This window comes from Curtobacterium sp. CFBP9011 (assembly GCF_034045095.1).
GTDB lineage: Bacteria > Actinomycetota > Actinomycetes > Actinomycetales > Microbacteriaceae > Curtobacterium.
Map to the genome: position 1 here is coordinate 329,735 of NZ_JAXCWN010000004.1, position 25,659 is coordinate 355,393.

The 25,659-nt window shown below is 71.9% G+C and carries 20 protein-coding genes; 11 read left to right on the plus strand and 9 right to left on the minus strand.

Annotation, left to right across the window (positions count from 1 at the left end):
- The first annotated feature begins 106 nt into the window (after positions 1 to 106).
- The 5 genes from SOM35_RS11265 to guaA are packed head-to-tail and all read left to right on the plus strand — an operon-like array spanning position 107 to position 4,950.
- Positions 107 to 637 carry a cation:proton antiporter regulatory subunit gene (locus tag SOM35_RS11265; RefSeq protein WP_110903510.1) on the plus strand — a complete coding sequence of 177 codons (531 nt, stop codon included), beginning with the start codon at positions 107 to 109 and terminating at the stop codon, positions 635 to 637.
- 3 nt (positions 638 to 640) lie between these two features.
- The gene (locus SOM35_RS11270) at positions 641 to 2,068 is read left to right on the plus strand and encodes a cation:proton antiporter (RefSeq protein ID WP_221850151.1); all 1,428 of its coding nucleotides are present in this window, start codon (positions 641 to 643) and stop codon (positions 2,066 to 2,068) included.
- Between the two features lie 5 nt (positions 2,069 to 2,073).
- Positions 2,074 to 2,916 carry an SURF1 family cytochrome oxidase biogenesis protein gene (locus tag SOM35_RS11275; RefSeq protein WP_111073887.1) on the plus strand — a complete coding sequence of 281 codons (843 nt, stop codon included), beginning with the start codon at positions 2,074 to 2,076 and terminating at the stop codon, positions 2,914 to 2,916.
- A gap of 10 nt (positions 2,917 to 2,926) precedes the next feature.
- Positions 2,927 to 3,373, plus strand: coding sequence for a DUF3817 domain-containing protein (locus SOM35_RS11280; RefSeq protein ID WP_111073886.1), 447 nt, complete (start codon positions 2,927 to 2,929; stop codon positions 3,371 to 3,373).
- Positions 3,370 to 4,950, plus strand: a complete 1,581-nt coding sequence (gene guaA / locus SOM35_RS11285; RefSeq protein WP_320515443.1) for a glutamine-hydrolyzing GMP synthase — start codon at positions 3,370 to 3,372, stop codon at positions 4,948 to 4,950. The genes SOM35_RS11280 and guaA overlap by 4 nt, the downstream gene beginning before the upstream one ends.
- Positions 4,951 to 5,718: 768 nt before the next feature.
- Here guaA and SOM35_RS11290 read toward each other — a convergent pair.
- Entirely contained in the window at positions 5,719 to 6,651 is a 933-nt protein-coding gene (locus tag SOM35_RS11290; RefSeq protein WP_320515444.1) for a Bax inhibitor-1/YccA family protein, read from the minus strand.
- A 299-nt stretch (positions 6,652 to 6,950) separates the two neighbouring features.
- On the opposite strand from SOM35_RS11290, the gene SOM35_RS11295 reads away from it, so the two are divergent.
- The 3 genes from SOM35_RS11295 to SOM35_RS11305 all read left to right on the plus strand — a co-directional run bounded on the left by SOM35_RS11295 (position 6,951) and on the right by SOM35_RS11305 (position 12,524).
- Positions 6,951 to 7,973: a glycerophosphodiester phosphodiesterase family protein gene (locus SOM35_RS11295; RefSeq protein ID WP_320515445.1), complete on the plus strand. Its 1,023-nt coding sequence runs from the start codon at positions 6,951 to 6,953 to the stop codon at positions 7,971 to 7,973.
- A 36-nt stretch (positions 7,974 to 8,009) separates the two neighbouring features.
- On the plus strand, positions 8,010 to 10,478 hold the full coding sequence (locus SOM35_RS11300) for an ATP-dependent helicase (RefSeq protein WP_320515446.1): 2,469 nt from the start codon (positions 8,010 to 8,012) through the stop codon (positions 10,476 to 10,478).
- Positions 10,479 to 10,577: 99 nt separating this feature from the next.
- Positions 10,578 to 12,524 (plus strand): LamG-like jellyroll fold domain-containing protein, encoded by a 1,947-nt coding sequence (locus SOM35_RS11305; protein ID WP_320515447.1) that lies wholly within the window; start codon positions 10,578 to 10,580, stop codon positions 12,522 to 12,524.
- 47 nt (positions 12,525 to 12,571) lie between these two features.
- Here SOM35_RS11305 and SOM35_RS11310 read toward each other — a convergent pair whose 3' ends face one another.
- A complete protein-coding gene (locus SOM35_RS11310) occupies positions 12,572 to 13,066 on the minus strand; it encodes a GNAT family N-acetyltransferase (RefSeq protein WP_320515448.1) in 495 nt (164 codons plus the stop codon).
- Between the two features lie 105 nt (positions 13,067 to 13,171).
- Between SOM35_RS11310 and SOM35_RS11315 the strand changes: the two genes are divergently transcribed.
- From SOM35_RS11315 to SOM35_RS11325, 3 genes are read left to right on the plus strand one after another with little or no spacing between them, the layout of a single operon-like run.
- Complete coding sequence (locus tag SOM35_RS11315) at positions 13,172 to 14,647, plus strand: pyridoxal phosphate-dependent decarboxylase family protein (RefSeq protein WP_414648568.1); 1,476 nt, start codon at positions 13,172 to 13,174, stop codon at positions 14,645 to 14,647.
- Complete coding sequence (locus tag SOM35_RS11320; RefSeq protein ID WP_320515449.1) at positions 14,644 to 15,999, plus strand: lysine N(6)-hydroxylase/L-ornithine N(5)-oxygenase family protein; 1,356 nt, start codon at positions 14,644 to 14,646, stop codon at positions 15,997 to 15,999. Before SOM35_RS11315 ends, SOM35_RS11320 begins: the two co-directional genes overlap by 4 nt.
- On the plus strand, positions 15,996 to 18,320 hold the full coding sequence (locus SOM35_RS11325) for a GNAT family N-acetyltransferase (protein ID WP_320515450.1): 2,325 nt from the start codon (positions 15,996 to 15,998) through the stop codon (positions 18,318 to 18,320). Before SOM35_RS11320 ends, SOM35_RS11325 begins: the two co-directional genes overlap by 4 nt.
- Positions 18,321 to 18,371: 51 nt before the next feature.
- Here SOM35_RS11325 and SOM35_RS11330 read toward each other — a convergent pair whose 3' ends face one another.
- The 7 genes from SOM35_RS11330 to SOM35_RS11360 all read right to left on the minus strand — a co-directional run bounded on the left by SOM35_RS11330 (position 18,372) and on the right by SOM35_RS11360 (position 25,499).
- Positions 18,372 to 19,007 (minus strand): pyridoxine/pyridoxamine 5'-phosphate oxidase, encoded by a 636-nt coding sequence (locus SOM35_RS11330; RefSeq protein WP_221850160.1) that lies wholly within the window; start codon positions 19,005 to 19,007, stop codon positions 18,372 to 18,374.
- A gap of 18 nt (positions 19,008 to 19,025) precedes the next feature.
- Positions 19,026 to 19,724 (minus strand): NUDIX domain-containing protein, encoded by a 699-nt coding sequence (locus SOM35_RS11335; RefSeq protein ID WP_320515451.1) that lies wholly within the window; start codon positions 19,722 to 19,724, stop codon positions 19,026 to 19,028.
- Complete coding sequence (locus SOM35_RS11340; protein ID WP_320515452.1) at positions 19,721 to 21,358, minus strand: nicotinate phosphoribosyltransferase; 1,638 nt, start codon at positions 21,356 to 21,358, stop codon at positions 19,721 to 19,723. The genes SOM35_RS11335 and SOM35_RS11340 overlap by 4 nt, the downstream gene beginning before the upstream one ends.
- Positions 21,355 to 22,230 (minus strand): ribose-phosphate pyrophosphokinase, encoded by an 876-nt coding sequence (locus SOM35_RS11345; protein ID WP_320515453.1) that lies wholly within the window; start codon positions 22,228 to 22,230, stop codon positions 21,355 to 21,357. Before SOM35_RS11345 ends, SOM35_RS11340 begins: the two co-directional genes overlap by 4 nt.
- Positions 22,231 to 22,285: 55 nt before the next feature.
- Positions 22,286 to 23,131 carry an oxygenase MpaB family protein gene (locus SOM35_RS11350; protein ID WP_320515454.1) on the minus strand — a complete coding sequence of 282 codons (846 nt, stop codon included), beginning with the start codon at positions 23,129 to 23,131 and terminating at the stop codon, positions 22,286 to 22,288.
- Positions 23,132 to 23,187: 56 nt separating this feature from the next.
- Positions 23,188 to 23,493, minus strand: coding sequence for a hypothetical protein (locus SOM35_RS11355; RefSeq protein ID WP_221850165.1), 306 nt, complete (start codon positions 23,491 to 23,493; stop codon positions 23,188 to 23,190).
- Between the two features lie 374 nt (positions 23,494 to 23,867).
- Positions 23,868 to 25,499: a RecQ family ATP-dependent DNA helicase gene (locus tag SOM35_RS11360; protein WP_320515455.1), complete on the minus strand. Its 1,632-nt coding sequence runs from the start codon at positions 25,497 to 25,499 to the stop codon at positions 23,868 to 23,870.
- Positions 25,500 to 25,659: the final 160 nt, after the last annotated feature.

Sequence of the window (25,659 nt, forward strand, 5' to 3'; positions counted from 1 at the left end):
CGGAGTTGCGTTTCGCGAGCCGTCCACCGGCCGGATGACCTGTGGAGAACGGAATGGCGCGGCCCTCCCGGTGGTTAGCATGGGAGTCCTGGGAAAGGGAGCCATCATGGTCGACGTCCATCGCGTCAAACTCCCCGGCGTCGGCGTGCTGCACAGCTTCTACACCGACGACGGTGGCAAGTGTGGTGTCATCACGCACCGGTCGGGTCACTCCGACCTCATCTCGTTCGCGGACGTCGCCGACGGGGCGGACAAGTCCGAGAAGGTCTCGCTCCGCCTCAGTGAAGACGAAGCGCACACCCTCGCCGAACTCCTCGGCGGCACCCGGATCACCGAGGGCCTCGACAAGCTCGACGAGATCCCCGGGCTCTCCATCGACTGGTTCAGCGTCGACTACGACGACGCCATCGCGGGCAAGCCCCTCGGTGACCTGCACGACTCCGGCTTCATCGGCCTGACCGTCGTCGCGGTCGTCCGTGGCGACAGCGCCAACCCGGCTCCCTCGTCGGACTTCGTCGTGTTCCCCGGGGACACGATCGTCGTCGCGGGTGCGCCGGAGAAGGTCGCGAAGGCGTTCTCCTTCTACCGCAGCGGTCAGTTGGCAGCGGCCGCTGCCGAGGCGCCGCCCCGGAGCTAGGGCATGCACCTGGGTGGTGAGCTGCTGACCATCGGCGGCCTGTTCCTCATCGCCTACGTCCTCGGGCGGCTCGGCAAGACCATCGGTCTGCCGGCGATCCCGGTCTACATGGTGGTCGGGCTCATCGCGAGCCCGCACACCCCGTGGATCGGCCTGAGCGTCGAGTCGCACACGATCGAGCTGATCGCGACGTTCGGCCTCATCCTGCTGCTGTTCAACCTCGGGTTGGAGTTCGACCAGGAAGAGTTCTACGGCAACGCCGGCAAGCTCCTGGTCTCTGGCGGCACCTACGTCGCCATCAACATGGGCGTCGGCTTCGCGTTCGGGTTCTCGCTCGGCTGGGGAACGCGCGAAGCCCTGATCATCGCGGGCATGACGGCGACGTCGTCGAGCGCGATCGTGACGAAGCTGCTCATCGAGCTCCGGCGCCTGGCCAACGACGAGACCCCGATGATCCTCGGCGTCACCGTGATCGAGGACGTCTTCATCGCGGTGTACCTGGCGATCGTCTCCGTGGTGCTCTCCGGCGACACGAACCTGTGGGCGGTGATCGGCAAACTCGGGCTGGCGTTCGGGTTCCTCATCGTCATGTTCAGCCTGGCGCGCTGGGGCGGCAAGCAGGTCTCGAAGATCTTCGCCACCCGCGACGACGAGCTCTTCACGATCCTGTTCTTCGGCCTCGCGGTGATGTTCGGCGGCATCGGCGACCTGCTCGGCGTGACCGACGCGATCGGTGCGTTCGTCATCGGTCTGCTCTGCGGTGCCACCCGCTACCGGGACCGCATCGAGCAGCTGGCCCTGCCGATGCGCGACGTCTTCGCGGCGTTCTTCTTCGTCAACTTCGGGCTCGGCCTCGACGTCTCGACCTTCGGCGAGGTCCTCTGGCCGGTCGCCGGCGCGATCGGCATGACGGTCGTGCTCAACGCCGTCGCCGGCCAGCTCGTGGCCCGGATGAACGGCTTCAGCGTCCAGCAGGGCATCAACACCGCCGTGATCCTGGTGAACCGTGGCGAGTTCGCGCTGATCCTCGCGACCCTGTCAGCGGCCGCCGGACTGGAGGCACGGATCACCGCGTTCGCGGGCCTCTACGTCCTGGTGATGGCCGTGTTGGGTCCGCTGCTCGCCGTGAACTCCGACCGCATCGGCACGCTCGTACTCCGGCCGGGTCGGGTGCGCAAGCTCCGCGGCCGGGAACTCGCCGCTGCACAGGCCGCCGCCGCACGCAAGGCCGAGCGGGACGCGAAGTTCGCCGAGGAGATCGCCCTCGTGGAGGCTGCGGGCAGGGAAGAGCGCGACAATGGTGCACCGGAGACGACGCCGTCGCGCGAGGACCCGGCCACCCCGGAACCCGTGAGCGCGAGCACGTCGTCGATCGAGGTCCCCGCCGAGCGTCCCGAGCGCCCGGCCCGCGTACGTGATCCGGAGTACTGATTCAGATGTGGGCCGTTGCCCGACGACCGAAGTGGATCGCCCTGCTGCTGCTGGCGATCCTGCTGGCAGGCGTGTTCGCCGCACTCGGCAAGTGGCAGCTCGAGCGCAGCATCGAGAACGGCAAGCCGCTGCCGGCCTCGACCGAGACGCGGAAGACCCTCGACGACGTCACCACGCCGGAGAAGCCGGTCGGGTCCACGCTGGCCGGGCAGAAGATCACGGTCTCGGGACGCTTCGTCGCCGGTGACACGACGGTCCTCACCGGCCGCAGCGGGGGTGGGAAGTACCAGACCGTCGGGCACCTGGTCGACGACGCGACGGGGGCGAGCCTCCCGGTCGTGATCGGCTGGTCCGACCAGCGTTCCGCCGCGGTCGCCGGTGGTGACCGCCTGGTCGACGACGCGTCGATGACCATCCGCGGTCGGTACTACCCGGCGGAGTCGCCGGACCAGGACACGTTCGAGCAGCACGAGTACTCGGCCGTCGCCCCGGCCCGGTTCGTCAACACCTGGAAGGCCTTCGACGACCGGATGTACGGCGGGTACGTCGTCGCCGACCGGACCACCGCAGACGCCGCCGACCTCGGCACCATCGCCGACCGGGCCCCCACGCGGGAGGTCCAGTTCGACTGGCTGAACCTGTTCTACGCGGTCGAGTGGGTCGTGTTCGCCGGGTTCGCCGTCTTCCTCTGGTACCGCTTCGTCAAGGACGCATGGGAGCGCGAACAGGACGAGGCGCGCGAGGCCGCCGAGGCAGCTGGCGCCGATCCTGTGGACGACGACGCCGAGCCTGTGGACGAGCCCGTGGTCCCGACGGACGACGCCCGGGCCGAGCCGGGTCGCCGGTAGGATCGACCACATGGCTCTGACCGTCCGGACCCGCGACATCCCCAAGATCCCGGGGGCCGTGCGGTTCTACCGCATCTCCGCGTACGTCACCGGCGTGCTCCTGCTCGCCCTGGTCGTCGAGGTCGTCATCAAGTACACCCCGATCCAGCGTGAGATGCAGCTCGGCGGTGGCGCGTTCTTCGTCCCGAACGGCACCGCGGGCGAAGCACCCGGCACGTTCAACCTGTCGATCGCGATCCTCATCGCGCACGGGTGGCTGTACGTCGTCTACCTGTTCGCGGACTTCCGCCTCTGGAGCATCATGCGCTGGCGGCCGTCGCGCTTCCTGCTCATCGCCCTCGGCGGCGTGATCCCGTTCATGTCCTTCGTGGTCGAGCACCGCATGCAGCAGACCGCACTGACCACCTACCACGAGCTGACCGCGCAGCAGTCGCGGGAGAAGGAGAGCGCTCGGTGAGCGAGACCGAACAGCGTCCCGTCCTCGTCGTCGACTTCGGCGCGCAGTACGCGCAGTTGATCGCACGACGCGTCCGCGAGGCCAACGTCTACAGCGAGATCGTCCCCCACTCGGTCACCGCAGCGGAGATCCGTGAGAAGAACCCGGCGGCGATCGTCCTGTCGGGAGGCCCGTCCTCCGTCTACGAGGACGGCGCACCGTCCCTGGACGGCGAGATCCTGGACCTCGGTGTCCCGGTGCTCGGCATCTGCTACGGCTTCCAGGCCATGGCGAAGTCCCTCGGCGGCGAGGTCGCCAACACCGGCCTCCGCGAGTACGGCGCCACCGCCGTCACGGTCAGCGGCACCGACAGTGTCCTGCTCGGCGGCCAGCCCGCAGCGCAGACCACGTGGATGTCGCACGGCGACGCGGTGTCGAAGGCTCCCGAGGGCTTCGAGGTCCTGGCGTCGAGCGAGTCGACCCCGGTCGCCGCCTTCGCCTCCGACGAGCGCAAGCTGTACGGCGTGCAGTGGCACCCCGAGGTCAAGCACTCCGCGTTCGGCCAGGCCGTGCTCGAGAACTTCCTGCACCGTGCCGCCGGACTGCCGGGTGACTGGAACTCGGCGAACGTGATCGACGAGCAGGTCGAGCGCATCCGCACCCAGATCGGGTCGTCGCGCGTGATCGCCGGGCTCTCCGGTGGAGTCGACTCCGCCGTCGCCGCAGCCCTCGTGCACAAGGCCGTCGGGGACCAGCTCACCTGCGTCTTCGTCGACCACGGGCTCCTCCGCGCCGACGAGCGCAAGCAGGTCGAAGAGGACTACGTCGCCTCGACCGGTGTGCGCCTGGTCACGGTCGACGCCCGGGAGCAGTTCCTGGACGCCCTCGCCGGTGTCAGCGACCCCGAGCAGAAGCGCAAGATCATCGGCCGCGAGTTCATCCGCACCTTCGAGGCCGCGGCGGAAGCGCTCGTCCTCGAAGCGCGCGCCTCGGACGGTGACGCCGAGGTGAAGTTCCTCGTGCAGGGCACCCTGTACCCGGACGTCGTCGAGTCGGGCGGCGGGTCGGGCACCGCGAACATCAAGTCGCACCACAACGTCGGCGGACTGCCCGACGACATGACGTTCGAACTCGTCGAGCCGCTGCGCACCCTGTTCAAGGACGAGGTCCGTGCGGTCGGTCGCGAGCTCGGGCTGCCCGAGGTCATCGTCGGACGCCAGCCGTTCCCCGGCCCGGGCCTCGGCATCCGCATCGTCGGTGAGGTCACCGCCGAGCGCCTCGAGATCCTGCGGGCCGCCGACGCCATCGCCCGCGCCGAGCTCACCGCGGCCGGCCTCGACGACGAGATCTGGCAGTGCCCGGTCGTCCTGCTCGCCGACGTCCGCTCGGTCGGGGTCCAGGGCGACGGCCGCACCTACGGGCACCCGATCGTGCTCCGTCCGGTCTCGTCCGAGGACGCCATGACCGCGGACTGGACGCGCCTGCCGTACGACGTGCTCGCGAAGATCTCGAACCGCATCACGAACGAGGTGCGCGACGTCAACCGGGTCGTGCTGGACGTCACGTCGAAGCCGCCGGGGACGATCGAGTGGGAGTGATCCTCCTCTGACGCCCGAGGGCCCGGTACGCGACTGCGTGCCGGGCCCTCGCTCGTCCTGCGGGGCCGGCCCGGGCCTCCCGCCCGTCGCCCGCGCGCCGAGGTCGCGCGTCCTGCCGGGTCCCGCGCGCCGAGGTCGCGCGTTCTGCCGGGTTCGGCGCGCCGAGGTCGCGCGTTCTGCCGCCGGGTCGGCTCGCTGACGGCAGTTCGTGCGACCCCGGCGAACCGGTTGCGGCATGTCGTGCGACCTGGCGGCGGAGCGGGCCAGTGTGCGGGAGATGCGGCTGGTGCGCCCGAGGTCGCACGATCTGTCGCTCGGGCATCCGCACGGCGGTTGCGCGACCTCGGCGAACCGACTGCGGCATGTTGCGCGACCTCGGCGGGCAGACGTGCCGGACGGGAGGCGCGGGTCGAGCCCGTCTGTCGCGCCCGGCCCCGTTCCGCCGACTGGTCACGAATCGTCGTTCTCGCCCGTGCTGAGCGACGATTCGTGACCGCTCGGCGGAGGTGAGCGGGGTGTCGTGACCGCTCGGGCCCGCGGGACGGCCGCGTCGAGCTGGGTCGAGCCCGTCTGCCGCGCCCGGCTGCCTTCCGCCGACTGGTCACGAATCGTCGTTCGGACCGGTGTTGAGCGACGGTTCGTGACCGCTCGGCGGAGGTGAGCGGTGTGTCGTGACCGGTCGGGCCGCACCGCTCGGCGCGCGCAGCACCCGGCGGGCACGCACGACGAAGGGCCCCGGCGGAAGCCGGGGCCCTTCGGGTGGGAACGCTAGTTGCGGGAGCTGCTCGCGAGGATCGCCAGGATGCGCAGGATCTCGAGGTAGAGCCAGACCAGCGTGACGATGAGCCCGAAGGCCGCCGTCCACGCGTAGACACGGGGAGCGCCACGCTCGACGCCGGTCTTGATCTGGTCGAAGTCGAGGATCAGCGAGTACGCCGCCATCAGCACCACGAAGATGCCGATCAGGACGCCGAGCGGGATGCCGAACAGCGTGACGCCGAGGAGGCCGAAGGCGCTCTGGGTCACACCGGTGAACATGAGCACGATGTTGACGAGCGAGAACGCCATGTAACCGACCATCGCGACCAGGAAGAACCGGGTCAGCTTCGGCGTCGCACGGACCTTGCCGGACGAGAACAGCAGCAGCGTGACGGCGAAGACACCGAGGGTGCCGAACACCGCCTGCGTGACGATGCCGTCCCACATCGTGTTGTACATGTTCGAGATGCCACCGACGAACAGGCCCTCGAAGAAGGCGTACGCCAGCACGAGTGCCGGCGACGGCTTCTTCTTGAAGGTGTTCACCAGGGCGAGGACGAACCCGACGATCGCGCCGACGATCCAGACGACCGGCGGCAGGTTCCAACCGGCGACCGAACCGACGATGAGCACGCCGAACGCCAGGAGCGTCTTGACGATCGTGTCCTCGTACGACATACGGCCGGTGTCGACCTTGTCGGCCGAGGGGCGGTCGTACATGTCACGGAGCTGGTCCGGCGACATGCCGGGCTGCTGCGGCGCCTGACCCCAGCCGGTCTGGCCGGACGGGGCCTGCGGGTAGCCGCCCTGCTGCGGGTACCCCTGCTGCGGGTACCCCTGCTGCGGGTAGGCGCCCTGCGGTGCGTTCGAGCCGGCGCCCCATGCGTTCCGGCCCGCGTCGTTGAAGGCGGGGGACTGGTCGAAACCGGGCTTGAAGGCCATGGTGTCCTCTGATTTCCTCTGGTGTGGAGTCGTGGATCCGGTACCCGGGTGGCATCGGATCGTGGGCTCGTGACGGAGTTCGGCGGTGCCGTTCCTTCGTGTCCTCACAGCCTACGGGCCGTCAGGGTCAGATGGCTGGGGATCCGCGGGAAGCGGAACCGGCGTCCGTGCTCCTGCGCGCGAGCCTATTGACGGTCGCTGTCGGTCCACCGTGGGAACTCCGCACGCTCGCTGAACGTCCGCGACGACGCCGGGGCGGGTGGACACCGTGTTCACCCGCGCTCCGTATCGTCGCCGACATGCAGCCGCTCGTCATCGCCCACCGTGGAGCCTCCGGGTACCGCCCCGAGCACTCCCGCAGTGCCTACGAACTCGCGATCGAGCTCGGCGCCGACGCCATCGAGCCGGACCTCGTGCCGACGAAGGACGGGGTCCTGGTCCTCCGACACGAGAACGAGGTCTCCGGCACGACCGACGTCGCCGACCGACCGGAGTTCCGCGACCGCCGCACCACGAAGACGATCGACGGGCACCGGCTCACCGGCTGGTTCACCGAGGACTTCACGTGGGACGAGGTGCGCACGCTGCGGACCCGTGAGCGCCTGCCGGAGCTGCGCCGCGCCTCTCGGCAGCACGACGGCGAGGACACGGTCCTGCGCCTGGAGGACCTGCTCGCGATCCTCGACGCCGCCCCGCGACCGGTGGGCCTGGTCGCCGAGGTGAAGCACGCCAGTGCGTTCGCGGCGGCGGGGTTCCCGATGGCGTCGCTGCTCGACGGCGTGCTCGGCACGGCCGGGTGGCGCGGCGACGACCGGTTGACCGTCGAGTCGTTCGAGAAGGGCGTCCTCCGCCAGGTCGCCGAACACGGGACCGGTGGTCGGCTGGTGTACCTCCAGGAGGCCCGTGGTGCGGCCGCCGACGAGGTCGCCGCCGACGGTTCCGCCGCCACGACCTACGCCGCCGAGCGGACGGACGCGGCGCTCGCGCGGCTCGCGGCCGAGTTCCACGGCATCAGCGTCGACCTGCCGACCCTGATGGCCGGCGTTGACACCCGCGCCGTCGACGACCCCGGTCCGGTGCGGAGTGACGTGGTCGACCGGGCGCACGCGGTCGGCCTGGCGGTCTACGCGTGGACGCTGCGGCCGGAGAACCGGTTCCTGCCGGCGGCGCTCCGTCGTGGCGGCGAGCTGGTGGCGCTCGGCGACTGGGAACGGTGGTTCACCTCGGTCCTCCGCACGGGCGTCGACGGGGTGTTCGCGGACCACGCGGACCTCGCGGTGCGGGCCCGATCGCTCGCCGCGGAACGGTCCGACCGGGCCTGATCGGACGTCGGGGGTCGCGCCTAGACTGTCTCGGACATGACGATCGTGCTCGACCCCTCCGACCCCACGCCCGGCCGCACCGACGGCACGGGTGCCGGTGACCGCGCCTACCAGGACCCGTTCACCGCGGGCCTGAACCCCCAGCAGAAGGAAGCCGTCGAGTACCGCGGCGAGTCCCTGCTCATCGTCGCCGGTGCCGGCTCGGGCAAGACGAGCGTGCTCACCCGCCGCATCGCGCTGCTCCTGGCGAACCGCGAAGCCTGGCCGTCGCAGATCCTGGCGATCACGTTCACGAACAAGGCCGCGGCCGAGATGCGCGAGCGGGTCCAGGCACTCGTCGGGCAGGCGGCCGAGGGCATGTGGATCTCGACGTTCCACTCGGCGTGCGTGCGGATCCTCCGGCGCGAAGCCGAACGGTTCGGGTTCCCGCAGTCGTTCACCATCTACGACTCGGCGGACTCGCGGGCGCTGCTGAAGCGGATCATCAAGGACCTCGAGGCGGACACCCTCGGGCTGACCGTCGGGGCGGCGGCGTCGAAGATCTCGAAGCTCAAGAACGAGCTGCAGGACATCGACACCTACGCGCGCAACATCAACGCGAGCGACCCGCAAGAGGTCATGTTCACCGAGGTGTTCCGTCGGTACACGAACGACCTGCGCCGGGCGAACGCGTTCGACTTCGACGACCTCATCGGGCAGACGGTCTTCCTGTTCCGGGCCTTCCCGGACGTCGCGGCGCTCTACCAGCGGCGGTTCCGGTACATCCTGGTCGACGAGTACCAGGACACGAACCACGCGCAGTACTCCCTGATCCGCGAGCTCACGCGGCCGGTGCCGGTCGAGCAGGTCGACAAGCTCGAGGACTCCGGGCAGCACGTCGCCCGGATGCGCGAGACCGACGGCACGATCGCCCCGGCATCCCTGACGGTGGTCGGAGACTCCGATCAGTCGATCTACGCCTTCCGTGGCGCGGACATCCGCAACATCGTCGAGTTCGAGCGGGACTTCCCGAACTCGAAGGTCATCCTGCTCGAGCAGAACTACCGCTCGACGCAGAACATCCTCGACGCCGCGAACGCCGTCATCGCGAACAACTTCGACCGGCAGGCGAAGAGCCTGTTCACCGACGTCGGCGCGGGCGAGAAGATCGTCGGCTTCACCGGGTACACCGGCCACGACGAAGCCCAGTTCGTCGCGGACGAGATCCAGCGTCTGCACGAGGACGGCATGGACTACCGCGACATGGCGGTGTTCTACCGGACGAACTCCCAGACCCGTGCGCTGGAAGAGATCTTCATCCGCGCCGCGATCCCGTACCGGGTGCTCGGCGGCACGAAGTTCTACGAGCGTGCCGAGATCAAGGACGCCATGGCGTACCTGATCACCGTCGCGAACCCGGCCGACCCGCTGTCGCTCCGGCGCATCCTGAACGTGCCGAAGCGCGGCATCGGCGCCGTGACCGAGACCAGCCTGCAGCGCTACGCCGACGACCACGAGGTCTCGCTGCGGGAAGCCCTGCGGCACGCGGACGAGCTCGGCTTCGGGCCCAAGGTCCGGACGGCGATCACCTCGTTCGCCGCGCTGCTCGACGACGTCTCCGCCAAGGCCGCCGACCAGCCCGTGGTCGACACGCTGACCCAGCTGCTGGACGGGTCGGGGCTACTCGAACAGCTCCGGAAGTCGCCGGACGCGCAGGACGCCGCCCGTGCGGACAACATCGACGAACTCGTGGCCGTGACGCGGGAGTTCCAGAAGAACAACCCCGAGGGCACGCTGTCCGACTTCCTGACCGAGGTCTCGCTGGTGGCCGCGGCCGACGAGCTCGACGACTCGTCCGGCACGGTGTCCCTGATGACCCTGCACACCGCGAAGGGCCTGGAGTACGACGCCGTGTTCCTGACCGGTGTCGAAGAGGACCTGCTGCCGCACCGGATGTCCGCGAACGAGCCGGGCGGGCCCTCGGAGGAGCGCCGCCTGTTCTACGTCGGGATCACCCGCGCCAAGAAGGTCCTGTTCCTGTCGCTCGCGATGACCCGGGCGCAGTTCGGTGACGTCAACGTGGCGATGCCGTCGCGCTTCCTGCAGGAGATCCCCGAGGGCCTCATCGAGTGGAAGCAGTCGCCCGGCATGGCGAACAGCCGCGGTGGCACGCAGCCCCGGGCGATCAACGCCCGACGTGACGGCGGCAGCGCCGGCGGGTTCGGCGGCGCAGGCGGCGGTGGCTACCGCGGCGGTGGCGGCTGGGGCGGCGGGTCCTACGACCGTGCTGCTGCGGCGGCGAAGACCCGTCCGAAGACCGAGTGGGCGAACCGTGTCTCGGGCCAGGTCCGCGACAACGGGGACATGGAACTCGTCGCCGGCGACCGGATCTCGCACGTCGACTTCGGGCAGGGGACCGTCTCGGCGGTGACCGGCCAGGGCGCGAAGCGGATCGCCGAGATCGCGTTCGACACCGCCGGGCGGAAGAAGCTCCTCATCAAGATCGCCCCGATCGAGAAGCTGTAGGGGTCCTCACCGGTCTCCACCGGACTGGCGGGTCCGGCTCGCCTGGCGTTCACCGGACGGCCCCGAGGTGTTCCCCGCCGGTGGCTACCGTCCGGGACTGTGCAGAACACTCCTCGTGACCCCGATCGCACCCCTGTTTCGCGCCGCGGCTTCCTCGTCGGCTCGGGCCTGGCCGGTGCCGCCGGCCTCGCCGCCGTCAACGGACTCGGCAGTGCGCCGGCCGTCGCGGAGCCCCTGACCGGTACCTCGCTGGCGGTACCCGGTGCGGCAGCGCACGCGGCGCAGTCGGTCGCATCCGCGGCGCACACCGGGCACACCGGGCGCTGGAAGCCGGACACCACGTCGCCCCGCTTCACCGTCGCGGTGATGCCGGACACGCAGTACATGTTCGACGGCGCCGCGGTGGACGAGGCACCGATGCGTGCGTCGCTCGAGTACGTGGTCCGCGAGCAGTCCCGGCACAACACGGTGTTCCTCGTGCACCTCGGCGACCTGACGCAGAACGGCGCGGCGTCCGAGATGCAGGCGGCCGGCTCGGTCTTCGACGTGCTCGACCGGGCGGGGGCGCCGTACAGCGTGCTCGCCGGCAACCACGACATCGACTCGTCGACGGACGACCAGCGTGGCCGGACGCCGTACCTGGACGTGTTCGGCCCGCAGCGGTTCCGACGCTCGTCGAGCTGGATCGGGTCGAGCCCGGACGGGTACAACAGCGCGCACCGGTTCACGGCGGGCGGCCGCGAGTGGGTCGTGCTGGCGCTCGACTGGCACACGAGTGCCGGCGGCCTCGCCTGGGCCAGCTCGGTGCTCGCCGCCCGACCGCACGCGCCGGTGATCCTCACCACCCACACGCTCGTCGACTCGGACCCGACCGGAGGTGCCGCGTTCGACGCCTACGGGCAGCAGCTCTGGGACGCCTTCATCGCGCAGCACGACCAGGTGTTCCTCACCCTCAACGGGCACTACTGGGGCCCGGGGCGCACCACGAAGCAGAACGCCGCCGGGCACGACGTCGCACTGCACCTGACGAACTACCAGAACCGCTACTACGGCGGCGCGGCCATGATCCGGCTGTACCACGTCGACCTCGAGCGGAACGTCATCGACGTCGAGACGCTCTCGCCGTTCCTCCTCGGCGGCGGACTCGACGACACGAACGAGCTGGCCGCGCAGGAGCTCCGACTCAGCGGCGACGTCGACCGGTTCACCATGGCCGTGGACTTCGACGCACGGTTCGCGGGGTTCGCGCCGGTCGCACCACGGGCCTCCCGTCCGGCGGCACGCATGCTCGTGCCGGGGACGCTCGCGTACTGGCGGTTCGACGGCAACGCCGACGGCACGACGCTGGCGTCGTCCAGCCGGGTGCGCGACCAGAGCGGCCACGGGAACGACCTGGTGGTCGCCGCGCGGCGCGGCGCGGTCGCCGGAGCGCTGCGCTGGTCGACGGCACACCACCCCGACCAACCGGGCGCCGGCAGCCTGGTGCTGCAGGGCGGCAAGCCCGGCGGTCAGCACCTGCAGACCGTCGACGCCGCACCGCTCAACGCCGAACACTTCGCCCACGGGTACACGGTGGAGGCGTTCTTCTCACTGCCGACCACGTTCGACCCGAGCGCGAACGGGTTCAGCGCGCTGCTGTCCCAGTACTCGAGCGCGGGGCAGGTCGGCAAGGCCCGCTCGAGCGACGGCGACCCGGACGAACCCGCCGTGACGCTCAGCCTGTCCGGCGACCGCGAGCTGCAGTGGTGCGTCTACCCGGCGAGCCAGGACGGGTCGCTCACGAACTGGGGACACGAGCTGCCCCTCGGGCAGTGGTGGCACGTCGCCGTGGTGAACGACCGGACCCACACCGTGCTGTACGTCGACGGGTGCCCCGTGGTGCGGAACCCGTCGACGCGGAACTGGGGGCTGAGCACCGTCGGCAAGCCCTGGCTGCTCGGCGGGTACCGCTACGGCGGCGTGCTCGACCAGGTGTTCGTCGGCTCGATCGGGGACGTCCGGATCGTCGGTCGGGCGCTGGAGCCGCGGGAGTTCATGATCGCCTGAGGCGGCAGCGGCAGCGGCAGCGGCAGCGGCAGCGCCTGGCGCCGGCGTCAGCGGACCATGCGGACCGCGACGAGGGCGTTGTCGCCGAGGTGCTCGGTCTTGGTCGCTCCGTCACGGCGGAAGCCGTTGCGCGCGTAGAACGCCTTTGCACGGGGGTTGTCGTCCGCGACCCAGAGGTACGCCGGCACGTCGCCGAGCACCGCGTCGAGGAGCATCTGACCGGCCCCGGACCCGTAGGCGGCGGCCAGGACGTAGATGCCCTCGAGCTCACGGCTGCGGACGGGGTGCTCGTCGCGACCGGGACCCGCGGTCGCCCACCCCACGACGGTGCCGTCCTGCTCCGCGACCGGGACCGTGACGTCGGGGTCGGCCAGGACGCGCCGCCACCGGGTGGTCCGTGCGACGGGGTCGAGCGAGGCGAGGAACGCGGCGGGCAGCAGGTGGGCGTAGGCCTCACGCCACGCCTGCACGTGCACGTCGGCGATCCCCGGGGCGTCCTGGTCGACGGCGGTGCGGACGGTGGTGCGTGGTGCGGCCGGCATGGTCCGACGCTACCGCCGCGCGCTGTCGAGGGCTGCTCGTGTCCGCCACGCCCGACCCCCTCGGACGGGTGACAAGGAGCAGAGGTAAGGTTAGCCTCACCTAACGTGACACCTCTCGACATGATCAGTCCCGACTCTGCCCAGCACTACCGGGAGGCCGTCGGTGCGACAGTCGACCGGCTCGCTGCCCGGATCGCCGCCGCCGACCTGCCGACCACGAGCACCCCGGCCGCCGAGCTGCACCGCCGCGTGGGCGCCGTCGACCTCGACGCCCCAGCCATCGGTACCGACCGCGCCCTCGCCGAACTCGACGAGCTCTTCGTGCAGGAAGCGGTGTGGTTCCACACCCCCGGCTACCTCGCCCACCTGAACTGCCCGGTCGCCCTGCCCGCGGTCGCCGCCGAGGCCGTCTTGGCCGCCGTCAACCCCTCGGTCGACACCTGGGACCAGTCCCGCATCGGCACCGACATCGAGCGGCACGTGGTCGACTGGCTCGCCCGGCGGATCGGCTTCGCGGCCGGGGACGGCGTCTTCACCTCGGGCGGGTCCCAGTCGAACCTGCAGGCACTGCTGCTGGCCCGCGAAGCAGCGACGGACCCGACGGGCATCGAGGCGACCGGCACCTCGGCCACCCTCGACACCCTCGCCCTCTTCGCCACCGCCGAGACCCACTTCAGCGTCAAGAAGTCCGCCCGCCTGCTCGGCCTGCCCGACGCCGCCGTGGTCGACGTCCGCACCGACCCCGCCGGTCGGATGCTCCCCGCAGCACTGGCGCAGGCGATCGCCGACGCGCGTGCCGCCGGCCGCACCCCGATGGCCGTCGTCGCGACCGCCGGCACGACCGATCGCGGCGTCATCGACCCGCTCGCCCCGATCGCCGACGTCTGCGACCTCGAGGGCGTCTGGCTGCACGTCGACGCCGCCTACGGATGCGGGCTGCTCGTCTCGCCGACCCGGCGGCACCTGCTCGACGGCATCGAGCGCGCCCGGAGCGTCACGGCGGACCTGCACAAGTCCTTCTTCCAGCCGGTGTCGTCGAGCGTGCTCGTCGTGCGGGACCCGGCGGACCTGCGCCGCGCCTCCTGGCATGCCGACTACCTGAACCCGGAGGACGCGGCCGAACCGAACCAGGTCGACAAGTCGCTGCAGACCACCCGGCGGTTCGACGCCCTGAAACTCTGGGCGACGCTGCGGGCCTCCGGCGCCGACGCGATCGGCACCGCGTTCGACGCGGTCATCGACCTGGCCGCAGTGACCCACGCGCTGGTACAGGCGCACCCGGACCTGGAGCTCGTCGCCCCGACGCAGCTGAGCACGGTGCTGTTCCGGTGGCAGCCAGCCGGCGTGACGGACGACGAGGCCGACGCGATGGTGGCGCCGCTCCGGGCCGCGTTGCTGGCGGAGGGACGGGTGCTCATCGCCAAGACCGTGATCGCGGGACGGCCGTGCAACAAGCTCACGCTGCTCAACCCGGCGACCACCCTCGAGCAGGTGCAGGCGTCGCTCGACCACGTCGTCGCGACCGCCGAGGGCCTCCGCCGTGCGACGACCCCCACCACGACGACCGGAGCGAACCGATGAGCACCAGCGTCAGCCCGACCCCGACCCCGACCGCCCCCGACCACGTGCACGACGTCGTCGGGATCGGCATCGGCCCGTTCAACCTGGGCCTCGCGTGCCTCACCGACCCGCTCGACGACGTGGACGCGGTGTTCCTCGACGCCGCCGACGGCTTCGCCTGGCACCACGGCATGATGCTCGACGGCGCGACGATCCAGGTGCCGTTCCTCGCCGACCTCGTGACGATGGCGGACCCGACCTCACCGTTCTCGTTCCTGGCGTGGCTCAAGGAGACCGGCCGCCTCTACCCCTTCTACATCCGCGAGGACTTCCACCCCCTGCGCTCCGAGTACGACGCCTACTGCCGGTGGGCCGCGGACCGACTCGACACCTTGCGCTGGGGTCGCCGGGTGACCGCGGTGGAGCACGACCCCGCGACGGACCTGTTCACGGTGTCCGCCGAGACCGCCACCGGCACCGAGGTCCGTCGGGCGCGCCACGTCGTCGTCGGCGTCGGCACCGAGCCGTCGGTGCCCCCGGCTCTCCGCGACCTGGCCGGTCCGGTGGTGCACTCCGCCGACTACCTGCCGAACCGCGACGCGCTCCGGCGTGCCGCGTCGATCGCCGTGATCGGCAGCGGACAGTCGGCGGCCGAGGTGTACCTGGACCTCCTCGAGGGGCTGCGCGACGGCGGGTACCGGATCGACTGGGTCACCCGGTCGCCGCGGTTCTTCACGATGGAGGACACCAAGCTCACGCTCGAGATGACGAGCCCCGAGTACACGGACCACTTCCACGCCCTGCCCGAGTCCGTCCGCGACCGCCTGGGTCGCGAGCAGCGGAGCCTGTACAAGGGGATCAGCACGGACCTGGTCAGCGAGGTCTACGACACCCTCTACCGGATCAGCGCCCGCGGCCCGGTGCCGACGACCCTCCGCACCGAGACGAGCGTGACCGACGCGGTCTGGGACGCCGATCGTGGCACGTACCGCCTGACGCTCCGGCACGAGCAGCTCGGCGAGACGTACGAGCACGAGGTCGACCGGGTCGTCCTGGCCACCGGGTACACCCCGCGTCCGCCGCGCTTCCTCGACCCGGTCGAGCACCTGGTGCAGCGCGACTCCCGAGGCCGGCTCGCCGTCGCCCGCGACCACCACGTCGACACCCTCGGCGGCCGCATCTGGGTGCAGAACGCCGAGGAGCACACGCACGGCCTGACCGCGCCGGACCTCGGCATGGGCGCGTGGCGGAACGCCTCGATCATCCGGTCCGTCACGGGGCGCGAGGTCTACGGCCTGGAGGCCCGGATCGCCTTCCAGGAGTTCGGTCTGCCCGCCTCGGTGCGGGCCGGGCACGAGGCGGCGTCCGCATGAGCGCGGACGCGACCCCGGGCCTCCTGTCCGTCGAACCTGTGGACCCGGACCGGGACGCCGCCCTGGTGCGGTCCTGGCTGGCGCACCCGGCGTCGTCGTGGTGGGGCATGCAGCAGGCCGACGTGGCGGCGGTGCGCCGGTACCTCCAGGCGGTCGGCGCGGACCCGGCGCAGGACGGCTGGCTCGTCGTCCGCGACGGACACCCGTGCGCGTACGCCGAGACGTACGACCCGGCGCTCGTGCTGCTCACCGACGTCTGGCCGGCACGGTCCGGCGACGTCGGCATGCACCTGCTCGTCGCACCGCCGCCCGCGGACGGCCGGGTGCACGGCCTCACCAGCGCGGTGATGCGGACCGTCGTCGAGCACTGCCGGGACGCCCTCGGTGCCCGTCGGGTCGTCGTCGAACCCGACGTCCGGAACACGGCCGTGCAGGCGAAGAACGCCGAGGTGGGGTTCCGGGTGCTGCGGGAGGTCGACGTCGACGGCAAGCGGGCGCTGCTCTCGGTCCTGGACACCGAGCGGATCGGGCAGCCGGACGACGACGGTCCCGCCGCGCACCTGCGACCCGAGCACCTGGCGGTCGCCGAACGGCACCTCGTCGCCAAGGCCATCGCCGAGTTCACCCACGAACGGCTCGTCACGCCGCTGCCGGACGGGGACTGCTGGCTGCTCGACACCGGTGCCTCGCAGTACCGGTTCCGCGCCCGACGGCACGCGCTCGAGCACTGGTCGATCGACGAGGCCTCGCTCACCCGGACCACCGGACCGGACGGGCCGCCGGTCCCGCTCGACGCGCAGGACCTGGTCCTGGAGCTCCGGGACGTCCTCGGGATCCCGGACGCCCTGGTCGGCACCTACCTGGAGGAGATCGCGTCCACCCTCGCCAGCGCCGCCGCGAAGCACCGCCGCGGGGGTCCGTCCGCCGCACAGCTCGCCCGCGGACGGACCGACGGGGACGTCGTCGCGGGCTTCCAGGACGTCGAGGCCGCGATGACCGAGGGACACCCCGCGTTCGTCGCCGCGAACGGCCGCATCGGGTTCGGCCTGGACGAGTACCGCGCCTACGCCCCGGAGTCCGGCGGACGCTTCCGCTACCGGTGGCTCGCCGCCCGTCGCGAGCACACGCACCTGGCGCTCGCCGTGGACCGCACCGAGGCCGAGCACTGGGCGGCCGAGCTCGACCCGGAGACCGTCGAACGCTTCCGGCAGACGCTGCGCCGGCGCGGCCTCGACCCGGACGAGTACGTCTGGCTGCCCGTGCACCCGTGGCAGTGGCAGCACCGGATCGCGGTGACCTTCGCCCCGGACCTCGGACGGCAGGACCTGGTGGACCTCGGCGAGGGGCCGGACACGTACCAGCCGCAGCAGTCGATCCGGACGACGTTCAATCGGTCCCGGCCGGAGCGCTCGTACGTGAAGACGGCGTTGGCGGTGCAGAACATGGGGTTCCTCCGCGGGATGTCGCCGGCGTACATGCGCTCGACCCCGGCCGTGAACGACTGGGTCGCCGAGCTCGTCGCCGACGACCCCACCCTGCGCGCGGCCGGTTTCCGGGTGCTCCGGGAGCACGCGGCCATCGGGTACACCGGCGACGCGTACCACCGGGTCGACGTCGGCTCACCGCAGCGGAAGATGCTCGCCGCGCTCTGGCGGGAGAGCCCGGTACCGCGGACCGAGCCGGGGGAGCGCCTGCTCACGATGGCGGCGCTGCTGCACCGGGACGCCGACGGGCGTGCGGTGGCGTCGGAGCTCGTCCGTGCCTCCGGCCTCGAGCCCGCCGAGTGGGTCCGCCGCTACCTCGACGCGTACCTGCGGCCGGTGGTCCACTGCCTGACCGTGCACGACCTGGCGTTCATGCCGCACGGCGAGAACCTGGTGCTCGTCGTCCGCGACGCGGTGGTGACGGGCGCGTTCATGAAGGACATCGGGGAGGAGGTCGCGGTCCTCGGCGTGCACGACGACCGCCCGGTGCCCGAGTCGATCGGGCGGATCGTGCACCCGGTGGACGACGACGAGGCGGCGCTCGCCGTCCACACCGACGTGTTCGACGGCGTGCTGCGGTTCCTCGCCGCGGTGCTCGACGACGACGGGGTGCTGCCGGAGTCGGCGTTCTGGGAGCTCGTCGGTGCGTGCATCGACCGGCACGCGGCGGAGCACCCGGAGCGTCGTCGGCCGCTGGACCTCCGCGTGCCGTCGTTCGCGCACTCGTGCCTGAACCGGCTGCAGCTACGGAACACCCTGACGATGGTCGACCTGGCGGACCAGTCGTCGTCGTTGATCCGGGCGGGGCAGATGCCGAACCCGATCGGGCGCGGCTGACGCGGCCAGGCCGGTGACCCCGCCCGGCCGGACGGGGTCACCGCCGCGCGGCTACGGCTGCAGCCGCGTCGCCGTCCAGGTGCCGTCGGTGTGCACGTACTGCAGGCGGCGGTGCATCCGGTCACGGCTGCCGTGCCAGAACTCGACCGTGTCGGGCTCCAGGCGCCACGCGTCCCAGAGCGGCGGCCGGGGCACGTCGTCGTCGGACTCGGCGAGCAGCTCGTTGGCGTCGTCGATGAGGTCCTGCAGCGTCCGCGGTTCGAGCACGGCGGACTGGTCGGCGATCGCGGTGGCGGCGCGGGACTTCGGCGAGCGGTCGGCGAACAGGGCGTCGGACTCCTCGTCGGAGAGCTGCACGACCCGGCCCTCGAACCGGAGCTGCTGCATCGTCTCGCGCCAGTAGACCTGCAGTGCGGCGTGCGGGTTCTCGGCGAGCTGGCGGCCCTTCGGGCTCTCGGCCGAGGTGCCGAACACCAGCCCGCGGTCCTCGATCCGCTTGACGTCGACGGTCCGGGCGCTGACCCGGCCGTCGGCGCCGGCGGTCGCGAGGGTCATCGACATCGGCTCGGACACCTCGTGGTCACCGGCCTGGTCGAGCCAGAGCCGCGCGAGGTCGAGCGGCGAGGCCGGAGGAGCGTCGAACTCGGGCAGGTGCAGGGACTCGTCCCCGGACAGCGAAGCAGACATGCCCCCACTCAACCGCGCTCAGCCCGTCCACGTCCAGGCTGCCGGGGGACGGCCCGCCCGCCCGGTGCCGGTGCGCGTCACCGGTGCCACCGCGGGGTCGAGCCTGGTCAGGGCCGGGTTCGTGCGGAGCGCCCGGTTCAGGTTGCCCGCGTCCGGCGTCACACCGGTCAGGGCGACGACGAGCCGCGCCGCGTCCGGTGTGGTGAACCGCTCGCCGAGCAGCGCCCGGGTCAGCGGTGTGTCCGACCAGACCCGGGTCCGGGCGTGGTCGAGCGCCGCGGCGATGATCCGGTCGTGGTCGAACGGCAGCCCGAGCGGCAGGTCCGTCGCGTCGTGCCAGCGCACGGCGTCGTCGACGGCGGTCGACCCGGCGGTCACGGCCAGGAACGCGATGCTGATCGCGGCGCTCCGCGGGTCGCGCTCGGGGCCGTCGAACGCCCCGACCTGGGCGAGGTGGCGGACCGCCGCCGCGTCCACCCCGGTCTTGGTCCGCAGGGCGCGTCGCGCACCGTCGGCGAGGAGTTCCGGACCGTCCAGGAGCACGCCGGGCAGGGCCTCCCGTCCGACGAACGGTTCGTACCGCCGGCGGGCGGTGGCGACCCGGAGACCGCCCGGCCCCGCTGCGTCACCCGCACCGGCGTCGTCGAACGCGACCAGCACCACGTCCACGGCGATCAGCGGCTGGTCGCGGACCGCCGCCGGGGCGGCCCCGGTCACGCGGTCGCCGCCACCGGGTCGGTGTCGGTGCCGGCGGCAGCCGCGCGGCGGGCGGCGCGGTCGGCCCGTTCGCGACGGAGGGTCTCGCGGACGTCGGCGAATGACTGGAGGACCGTGAACCGCCCGTCGACCCAGACCGGCTGGAGCAGGCTGGTCGCCTCGTCCTCCGGCGTGGCCTGGTCGGTCTGCCGGATCTCGCCGGTCGCGTCGCGGTGCAGGGCGATGCGGCCCTTCGCGCTCTTCTTGCCGCTGCCGGTCTTCGGGTCCTTCTGGATGTCGACCGGCTCGCCGTCGACCAGTGCCCACGTGGCCTTGACCGCGCTGCCGAGGTTGTCGCGGGTCATGAACTGGTACGTGTACGACCCGATGCCGAGCACCACGTTGTCGCTGGCGTAGCCCTTCGCGGCCAGGCGCTCGTAGATGCGGCGGGCTCGGTCGAGGGTGATGCTGTCGCCGTAGATCACGCCGATGTGCTGGTCGAGGACCTTGTAGCCGAGCTCGTTGACGGTGTGGCCGAACAGCTCGTCGAGGAGTTCCACGACGCCCTTCTGCTCGTCGCTGCGGTCGGCGGCGGAGAGCTCGGCCTCGTCGACGCCGTGCACGGTGCCGGTGACGATGTCGACCGGGTCGCCGGAGTCGGGGCGGATGACGAGCTTGCCGTCGCGCGCCATGATGCGGTCCTCGAGCTGCGGCAGCACCTCGGTGAGCACCTTGAACAGGTCGAAGCCGTCGCTGACCGCCGACACGACGCCGGTCGGGTACACGTCGAGGATCTGTCGGAAGGTCTCGAGCTCGCCGTCGGCACCGCGGACGCACATCACGCTGTGCTCGGTGGCCGGGACGCTCGCCGCCACCCAGCCGTTGTCGCCGGGGTAGTAGCGGGCGATGTGGTCGAGCGACGGCATCGAGTCGGTGCCGAGGAACGAGAGCAGGTGTCCGGCGCCGGACGCGGCCGCGGACTCGATGCTGGTCTGCCCGCGGAACGAGAAGTCGTGGGCGGCGAAGTCGATGCTCGCCGGGTCCGCGCCGGTGCGTTCGGCCCACTCCTCCATGAGGTCGCGGTACTCGAGCGCCTTCGTGGCGACGGTGGAGGGGTGCCAGATCGATGCCGACAGGGCGGTCTCGATGTAGTTCGGCAGCCAGGAGAACGCGTCGACGGTGTTCTCGACGGTCAGGGTCGCGACACCGATCGGAGCGAGGGTGCCCTCGGGCAGGGCGCGGATCTCGAGGGGAAGGTAGCCGAGGCGGTGCAGGGCGCGGACGTGGTCGCTGCCGATGGTGTTCGGGCCGAAGTAGCCCTCGAGCGCCTGCTCGAACAGGTCGCAGACCAGGTCCTCGTCGGCGGCGAAGAACGGCGCCCACGCCTCGACCAGGTACCGCTGCACGAAGGCCTGCAGCCCGAAGACGACCGCGTGCGTCGACTCCGGCATGTGCGCGTTCGACCGGTTCGTCCAGTTGATGAGGATCCGCGTGGTGCCCTCGGGGTAGAGCTGCCGGTGCGAGTGCTTGTAGCCGTCGACGGCCAGGAGCGGGGCGATCGGGCTGGCGGTGGTGATCCGCGGCTCGAGGCCGGTGGTGGTCGGGGTCGTGACCGCGGCGGTCGTCGTGTCCGTGGTGCTCGTCGTGTTCGTCATCGGATCTCCTCGGTGAGGTACGGGGTCAGGGGGACGGTGCGCAGGCCCTCGATGGCGTTCTGCGCGGGGTACGAGTCGGTGGTGACGATCTCGCCGAAGTGGTCGGCGAGCTGGGCGGCCCGGCCGGAGAAGACGCCGTGCGAGACCCAGAGGCCCAGGCGCTCCTTCGGCAGTCCGGTGCTGCCCGCGAGCCCCATGAAGGTGCCGCCGCCGTCGCAGATGTCGTCGACGACGAGGAACCGGCCGGTGTCGGGCAGCGGCTCGCAGGTGAAGCCGTCGAGCTTGCCGGTGTCCGGGTTGCGGTGCTTCTCGGCGCGGTACACCGGCAGCCCGCAGGCGTCGGCGGCCGCGGTGGCCCGGGCGACCGCGCCGGCGTCCGGGGCGATGATGCCCTGGTAGGCCTGCTCGGTGCCGGGAGCGCCGACGACCTCGTCGCGGACGATGCGGGCGCTCGCCACCACGGTCAGGTCCGCGATCAGGTCGACGATGACCGGCGAGTGCGGGTCGAACGCGATCACCTGGTCGATGTGGAAGCCGTTGAGGATGTCCGCGTAGACCTTCGCGCCGAACGGCAGACCGCGGTCCTGGCGGGCGCCGGGCAGGTACGGGACGAGGGCGACGGAGCGGGAGCCGCGCTGTCGGACGGCGTCGGCCCACATGCCGAGCATGACGAGGTCGTCGCCGCTCGTGCCGCGGAGCGTCGCGACCTCGACGAGGTCCGCCGCCGGGATCTGGGTGGCGGCAGCGTCCGCCGACTCGTCGGGACCGGCCGCGACCTTGACGTGTGCCTCACCCGCGGGGAACCGCATGGTGGTGAACGTCGGGGTGGTCGGCTGGCCGGAGCGGGTCCGGGTGCTGAGTTCGACTGCCATGACCCGACCGTAGCACTGTTCTTGTCGCTGTGACAAGAATCTGGTCAGATCGGGTTCAGGCCGCGGCGTACCGACGGGCGGTCCGGTGCATGGCCCGGAGGAGCAGCGGCCCCGGCAGACGAAGCAGCGCCCCGGGCAGGACGGCACGGAGCAGCCGGAGCCCCGACACGGTCCGGCGGAAGCGACGGACCTCCCGCGGGCCCCACGGGAAGCCGTACTGCGTCCGGACCGGTGCCGGCAGCATCCCGACCGTGACGACGCGGACGACCGGCATCACGGCGCGGACCCAGGCCGGTGCGTGCCGCGGGTGCAACAGGTCGCGCACCACACCGCGGGCGTCGTCGGTGACCCGGAGCTGCGCGAGCGTCGACGCCCAGTACCGCTCGAAGGCCGCCATCGAGTCCGGCCACCGCTCCGCCGGCACCCGCAGCGCGGTCGCGATCGGTGCGTACGCCCGGAGGACGTCCTCGGCCCGCTCGTCGTCGACCGGGCTGCCGAGCAGGCGGTGCGTCCGGAGCGCGGAGTCGACGAGCGTGGCCGCGACCCAGAGCTGCCGGTCCGGGTCGTCGGCGCCGGTCACCGGTCGGTGCGCGTGCGTCACGAACGACGCCGCGACGGCAGCGTCCTCGGGCGTCCCGACCACGACGGCGTAGACGTACATCAGGGTGTGCGCCAGGCGCTGCTGCGGTCGGCGCGCGAAGTCCGAGTGGCGCCGCACCCCGGCGGCCACCACCGGGTCCGCGATCTGCAGCAGGATCGCGCGGCCGCCGGCCGCGACGGGCGTGCTGTCGGCGAGGAACCGGCCGAGCGCCGGGTCGCGGTCGCCGTGGTGGTGACCCGGGGACGGACGGGAGGCCCGGCGCACGTCGCGCGCCGAGCCTCCCGTCCGTCGGTCGGTCACGGTCGGTGCTCCGATCGGCCGGTGTCGTCGGATCGGCTCTGCTTCGTCCGATCCGCTCAGAGCGGCTTCGTGCCCAGGTCGCCACCGAGGTCGGGACGGTCGTCGCCGTGCTCCCACATGTCCGGCGACCCCTCGTTCGGTGCGCCACCGGTGGGGCCGTCGTCGGTGCCGTCGCCGAGCTGCGGCTCGACGGTCTCGCCGGCGACGGCGTCGTTCGTCACGGTCTCGAGTGCCTCTTCGGCGTCGTCGGCCTCGAAGCCGCCGACGTACTCGCGGTCGACGTCGTCGGCGCGGCCCTGGTCGTCGGAGTCGCTGACGCCGTCGCTGAACGCGTCGCCTGGGGTGGTTCCGGGGTCGGACATGGTCGCTCCTGTCGGTCGTCGTGGTGGTGCGTGGTGGGCGGTCCCGCGGTGTGCGGCGTGGACCTTCCCACCGCTCCTTGGTACCCGGGTGCCGGTGGGAGTGCGCGCGGAGCCCGGGGGACGTGGCGGGTGGTGGCGGGCCGTGGAGCGCACTGCCGAGGGCCGGCGCTGCCGATCGTGGCCGGTTCGCGCGCCGTTCACCCGGTGGTCACCGACGGGTCACCCTCCCGGTGTCTACTGCACGTGCTCGGGGGAGTGGAGCGCGGTCGCCGACGGGTGGTCGAGCGACCGCGCCTTCCCCCGCCACACCCGCCAGACCCGCCAGACCCACCAGACCCGCCGGAGTCGCGCACGGACGCGCTCGCGGAGTCGGTTCAGACCCGCTCGAGCAGGTGCCGTTCGGTGACGTCCTGCAGGGCGAGCGTGCGGTAGCCGGCGGACTCGAAGAACACCGTCAGCCGGTCGTCCTCGGTGCTCATCACGGTGCCGCGACCCCACTCGGCGTGCTCGACCGGCGCGTCCGGCGGCCACTCGGTGTCGTGCGACCCGTCGGCGCCGTGGGCATCCGCGTCGGTGGCGGTGCCGGCGGAGCAGGTGTCGCAGTTGCCGCACGGCTCGGGCAGTTCGTCGCCGAAGTAGCCGAGCAGGAACTGCCGACGACAGCCGGTCGTCTCGGCGAAGCGCCGCATCATCTCGATGCGGGACTCCTCGACGCGCTCCCGTTCCTTCGCGTGCCGCTTGGCGAGCTCGGCCGCGGCGACGGCGTCGGCCGGGCCGTCCGGCGCGCGACGCAGGCCGCCGCGGTCGTCGATCAGCGCGCCGGCGTCCACCAGCGTGTTCACCACGCGACCCGCGGTGCGGGCGGCGAGCCCGGCCCGCTCGGCGACCTCGGAGCGGGCGACCGTGCCGTCGGCGGGCACCGCGTCGAACACCGCGCGGAGTGACGCCGGACGGGGCGACCCGGACGCGAAGAACCGGCGGAGCCCGAGGTCCTCGGACCGGTAGTGCAGGGTGGCGAGTCCGACGTCGCCGTCCCGACCGGCCCGGCCGACCTCCTGGTAGTAGGCGTCGACGGACTCGGGCACGTCGGCGTGCACGACGAAGCGGACGTCGGGCTTGTCGATGCCCATGCCGAACGCACTCGTGGCGACGACGACGTCCAGTTCGCCGTCCAGGAACTCGTGGTGCACGTGCTCCCGGTCCCGCACCCGGAGACCCGCGTGGTACGCCTTCGCACGACGGCCGCTCTCGACGAGTTCGTCGGCGTAGACGAGGGTCTCGGCCCGGGTGGCGACGTAGACGATGCCCGCGCCCTCGAGCCCCACGACCTGCTCGACGACCGCCTCGCGCTTCGCCACCTCGTCGGTGTGGCGCTGCACCTCCAAGCGCAGGTTCGGCCGGTCGAACCCGGTGGCCACGACGAGCGGGTCGCGCATGCCGAGCCGTTCGACGATCTCGGTGCGGACCGGGGTCGAACCGGTCGCGGTCATCGCCAGGACCGGCGGGCGGCCGAGGCGTTCGACGACCTCCCCGAGGACCAGGTAGTCCGGGCGGAAGTCGTGGCCCCAGCTGGAGACGCAGTGCGCCTCGTCGACCGTGACCAGGGCGACGCCGGCTTCGCGCAGCCGGTCCACGACCTCGTCCTTGGCGAGCTGCTCCGGCGCGAGGAAGACGTAGCGGGCCTCACCGGACGCGACGGCCTGCCACGCGTCGTCGAGCTCCCGGTGCGCCCGGGTGGCGTTGATGGTCACGGCACGCGGTGCGTCCGGGTGGTCCTCGATGCCGACGACCTGGTCCTCCTGCAGGGCCACGAGCGGCGAGACCACGACGACGGGGCCGTCGAGGGCGAGGGCGGCGACCTGGTAGATCGCGGACTTGCCCGAGCCGGTCGGCATCAGGGCGATGGCGTCGCGTCCGGCGAGGACCGCGTCGACCACGGTCTGCTGCGCGTCGCGGAGTTCCCAACCGAAGACGTCGGCGGCACGGGTACGGAGTTCGTTCTGCACCTGATCGACCGTGCCCGCGCTGCGCTGGCGGGCCGTTCGGGGACTGCGCACCGCGGACGAGCGACCTGTACCCCGGTCGTCCCGGCGGTCGTCCCGGCGGTTCTCCACAGGTTGCCGGCGGCGGAACCGTCCGTCCACCTGCCGGCGCTAGGCTCGGACG

What these genes read in the sequence shown, in the direction of transcription:
- SOM35_RS11320 (WP_320515449.1), top strand. Translation starts at nt 14,644, where the DNA reads ATGAGCACCAGCGTCAGCCCGACCCCGACCCCGACCGCCCCCGACCAC.
- SOM35_RS11280 (WP_111073886.1), top strand. Translation starts at nt 2,927, where the DNA reads ATGGCTCTGACCGTCCGGACCCGCGACATCCCCAAGATCCCGGGGGCC.
- SOM35_RS11265 (WP_110903510.1), top strand. Translation starts at nt 107, where the DNA reads ATGGTCGACGTCCATCGCGTCAAACTCCCCGGCGTCGGCGTGCTGCAC.
- SOM35_RS11290 (WP_320515444.1), bottom strand. Translation starts at nt 6,651, where the DNA reads ATGGCCTTCAAGCCCGGTTTCGACCAGTCCCCCGCCTTCAACGACGCG.
- SOM35_RS11330 (WP_221850160.1), bottom strand. Translation starts at nt 19,007, where the DNA reads ATGTCTGCTTCGCTGTCCGGGGACGAGTCCCTGCACCTGCCCGAGTTC.
- SOM35_RS11295 (WP_320515445.1), top strand. Translation starts at nt 6,951, where the DNA reads ATGCAGCCGCTCGTCATCGCCCACCGTGGAGCCTCCGGGTACCGCCCC.
- SOM35_RS11275 (WP_111073887.1), top strand. Translation starts at nt 2,074, where the DNA reads ATGTGGGCCGTTGCCCGACGACCGAAGTGGATCGCCCTGCTGCTGCTG.
- SOM35_RS11340 (WP_320515452.1), bottom strand. Translation starts at nt 21,358, where the DNA reads ATGACGAACACGACGAGCACCACGGACACGACGACCGCCGCGGTCACG.
- SOM35_RS11325 (WP_320515450.1), top strand. Translation starts at nt 15,996, where the DNA reads ATGAGCGCGGACGCGACCCCGGGCCTCCTGTCCGTCGAACCTGTGGAC.
- SOM35_RS11355 (WP_221850165.1), bottom strand. Translation starts at nt 23,493, where the DNA reads ATGTCCGACCCCGGAACCACCCCAGGCGACGCGTTCAGCGACGGCGTC.
- SOM35_RS11345 (WP_320515453.1), bottom strand. Translation starts at nt 22,230, where the DNA reads ATGGCAGTCGAACTCAGCACCCGGACCCGCTCCGGCCAGCCGACCACC.
- SOM35_RS11310 (WP_320515448.1), bottom strand. Translation starts at nt 13,066, where the DNA reads ATGCCGGCCGCACCACGCACCACCGTCCGCACCGCCGTCGACCAGGAC.
- SOM35_RS11300 (WP_320515446.1), top strand. Translation starts at nt 8,010, where the DNA reads ATGACGATCGTGCTCGACCCCTCCGACCCCACGCCCGGCCGCACCGAC.
- SOM35_RS11270 (WP_221850151.1), top strand. Translation starts at nt 641, where the DNA reads ATGCACCTGGGTGGTGAGCTGCTGACCATCGGCGGCCTGTTCCTCATC.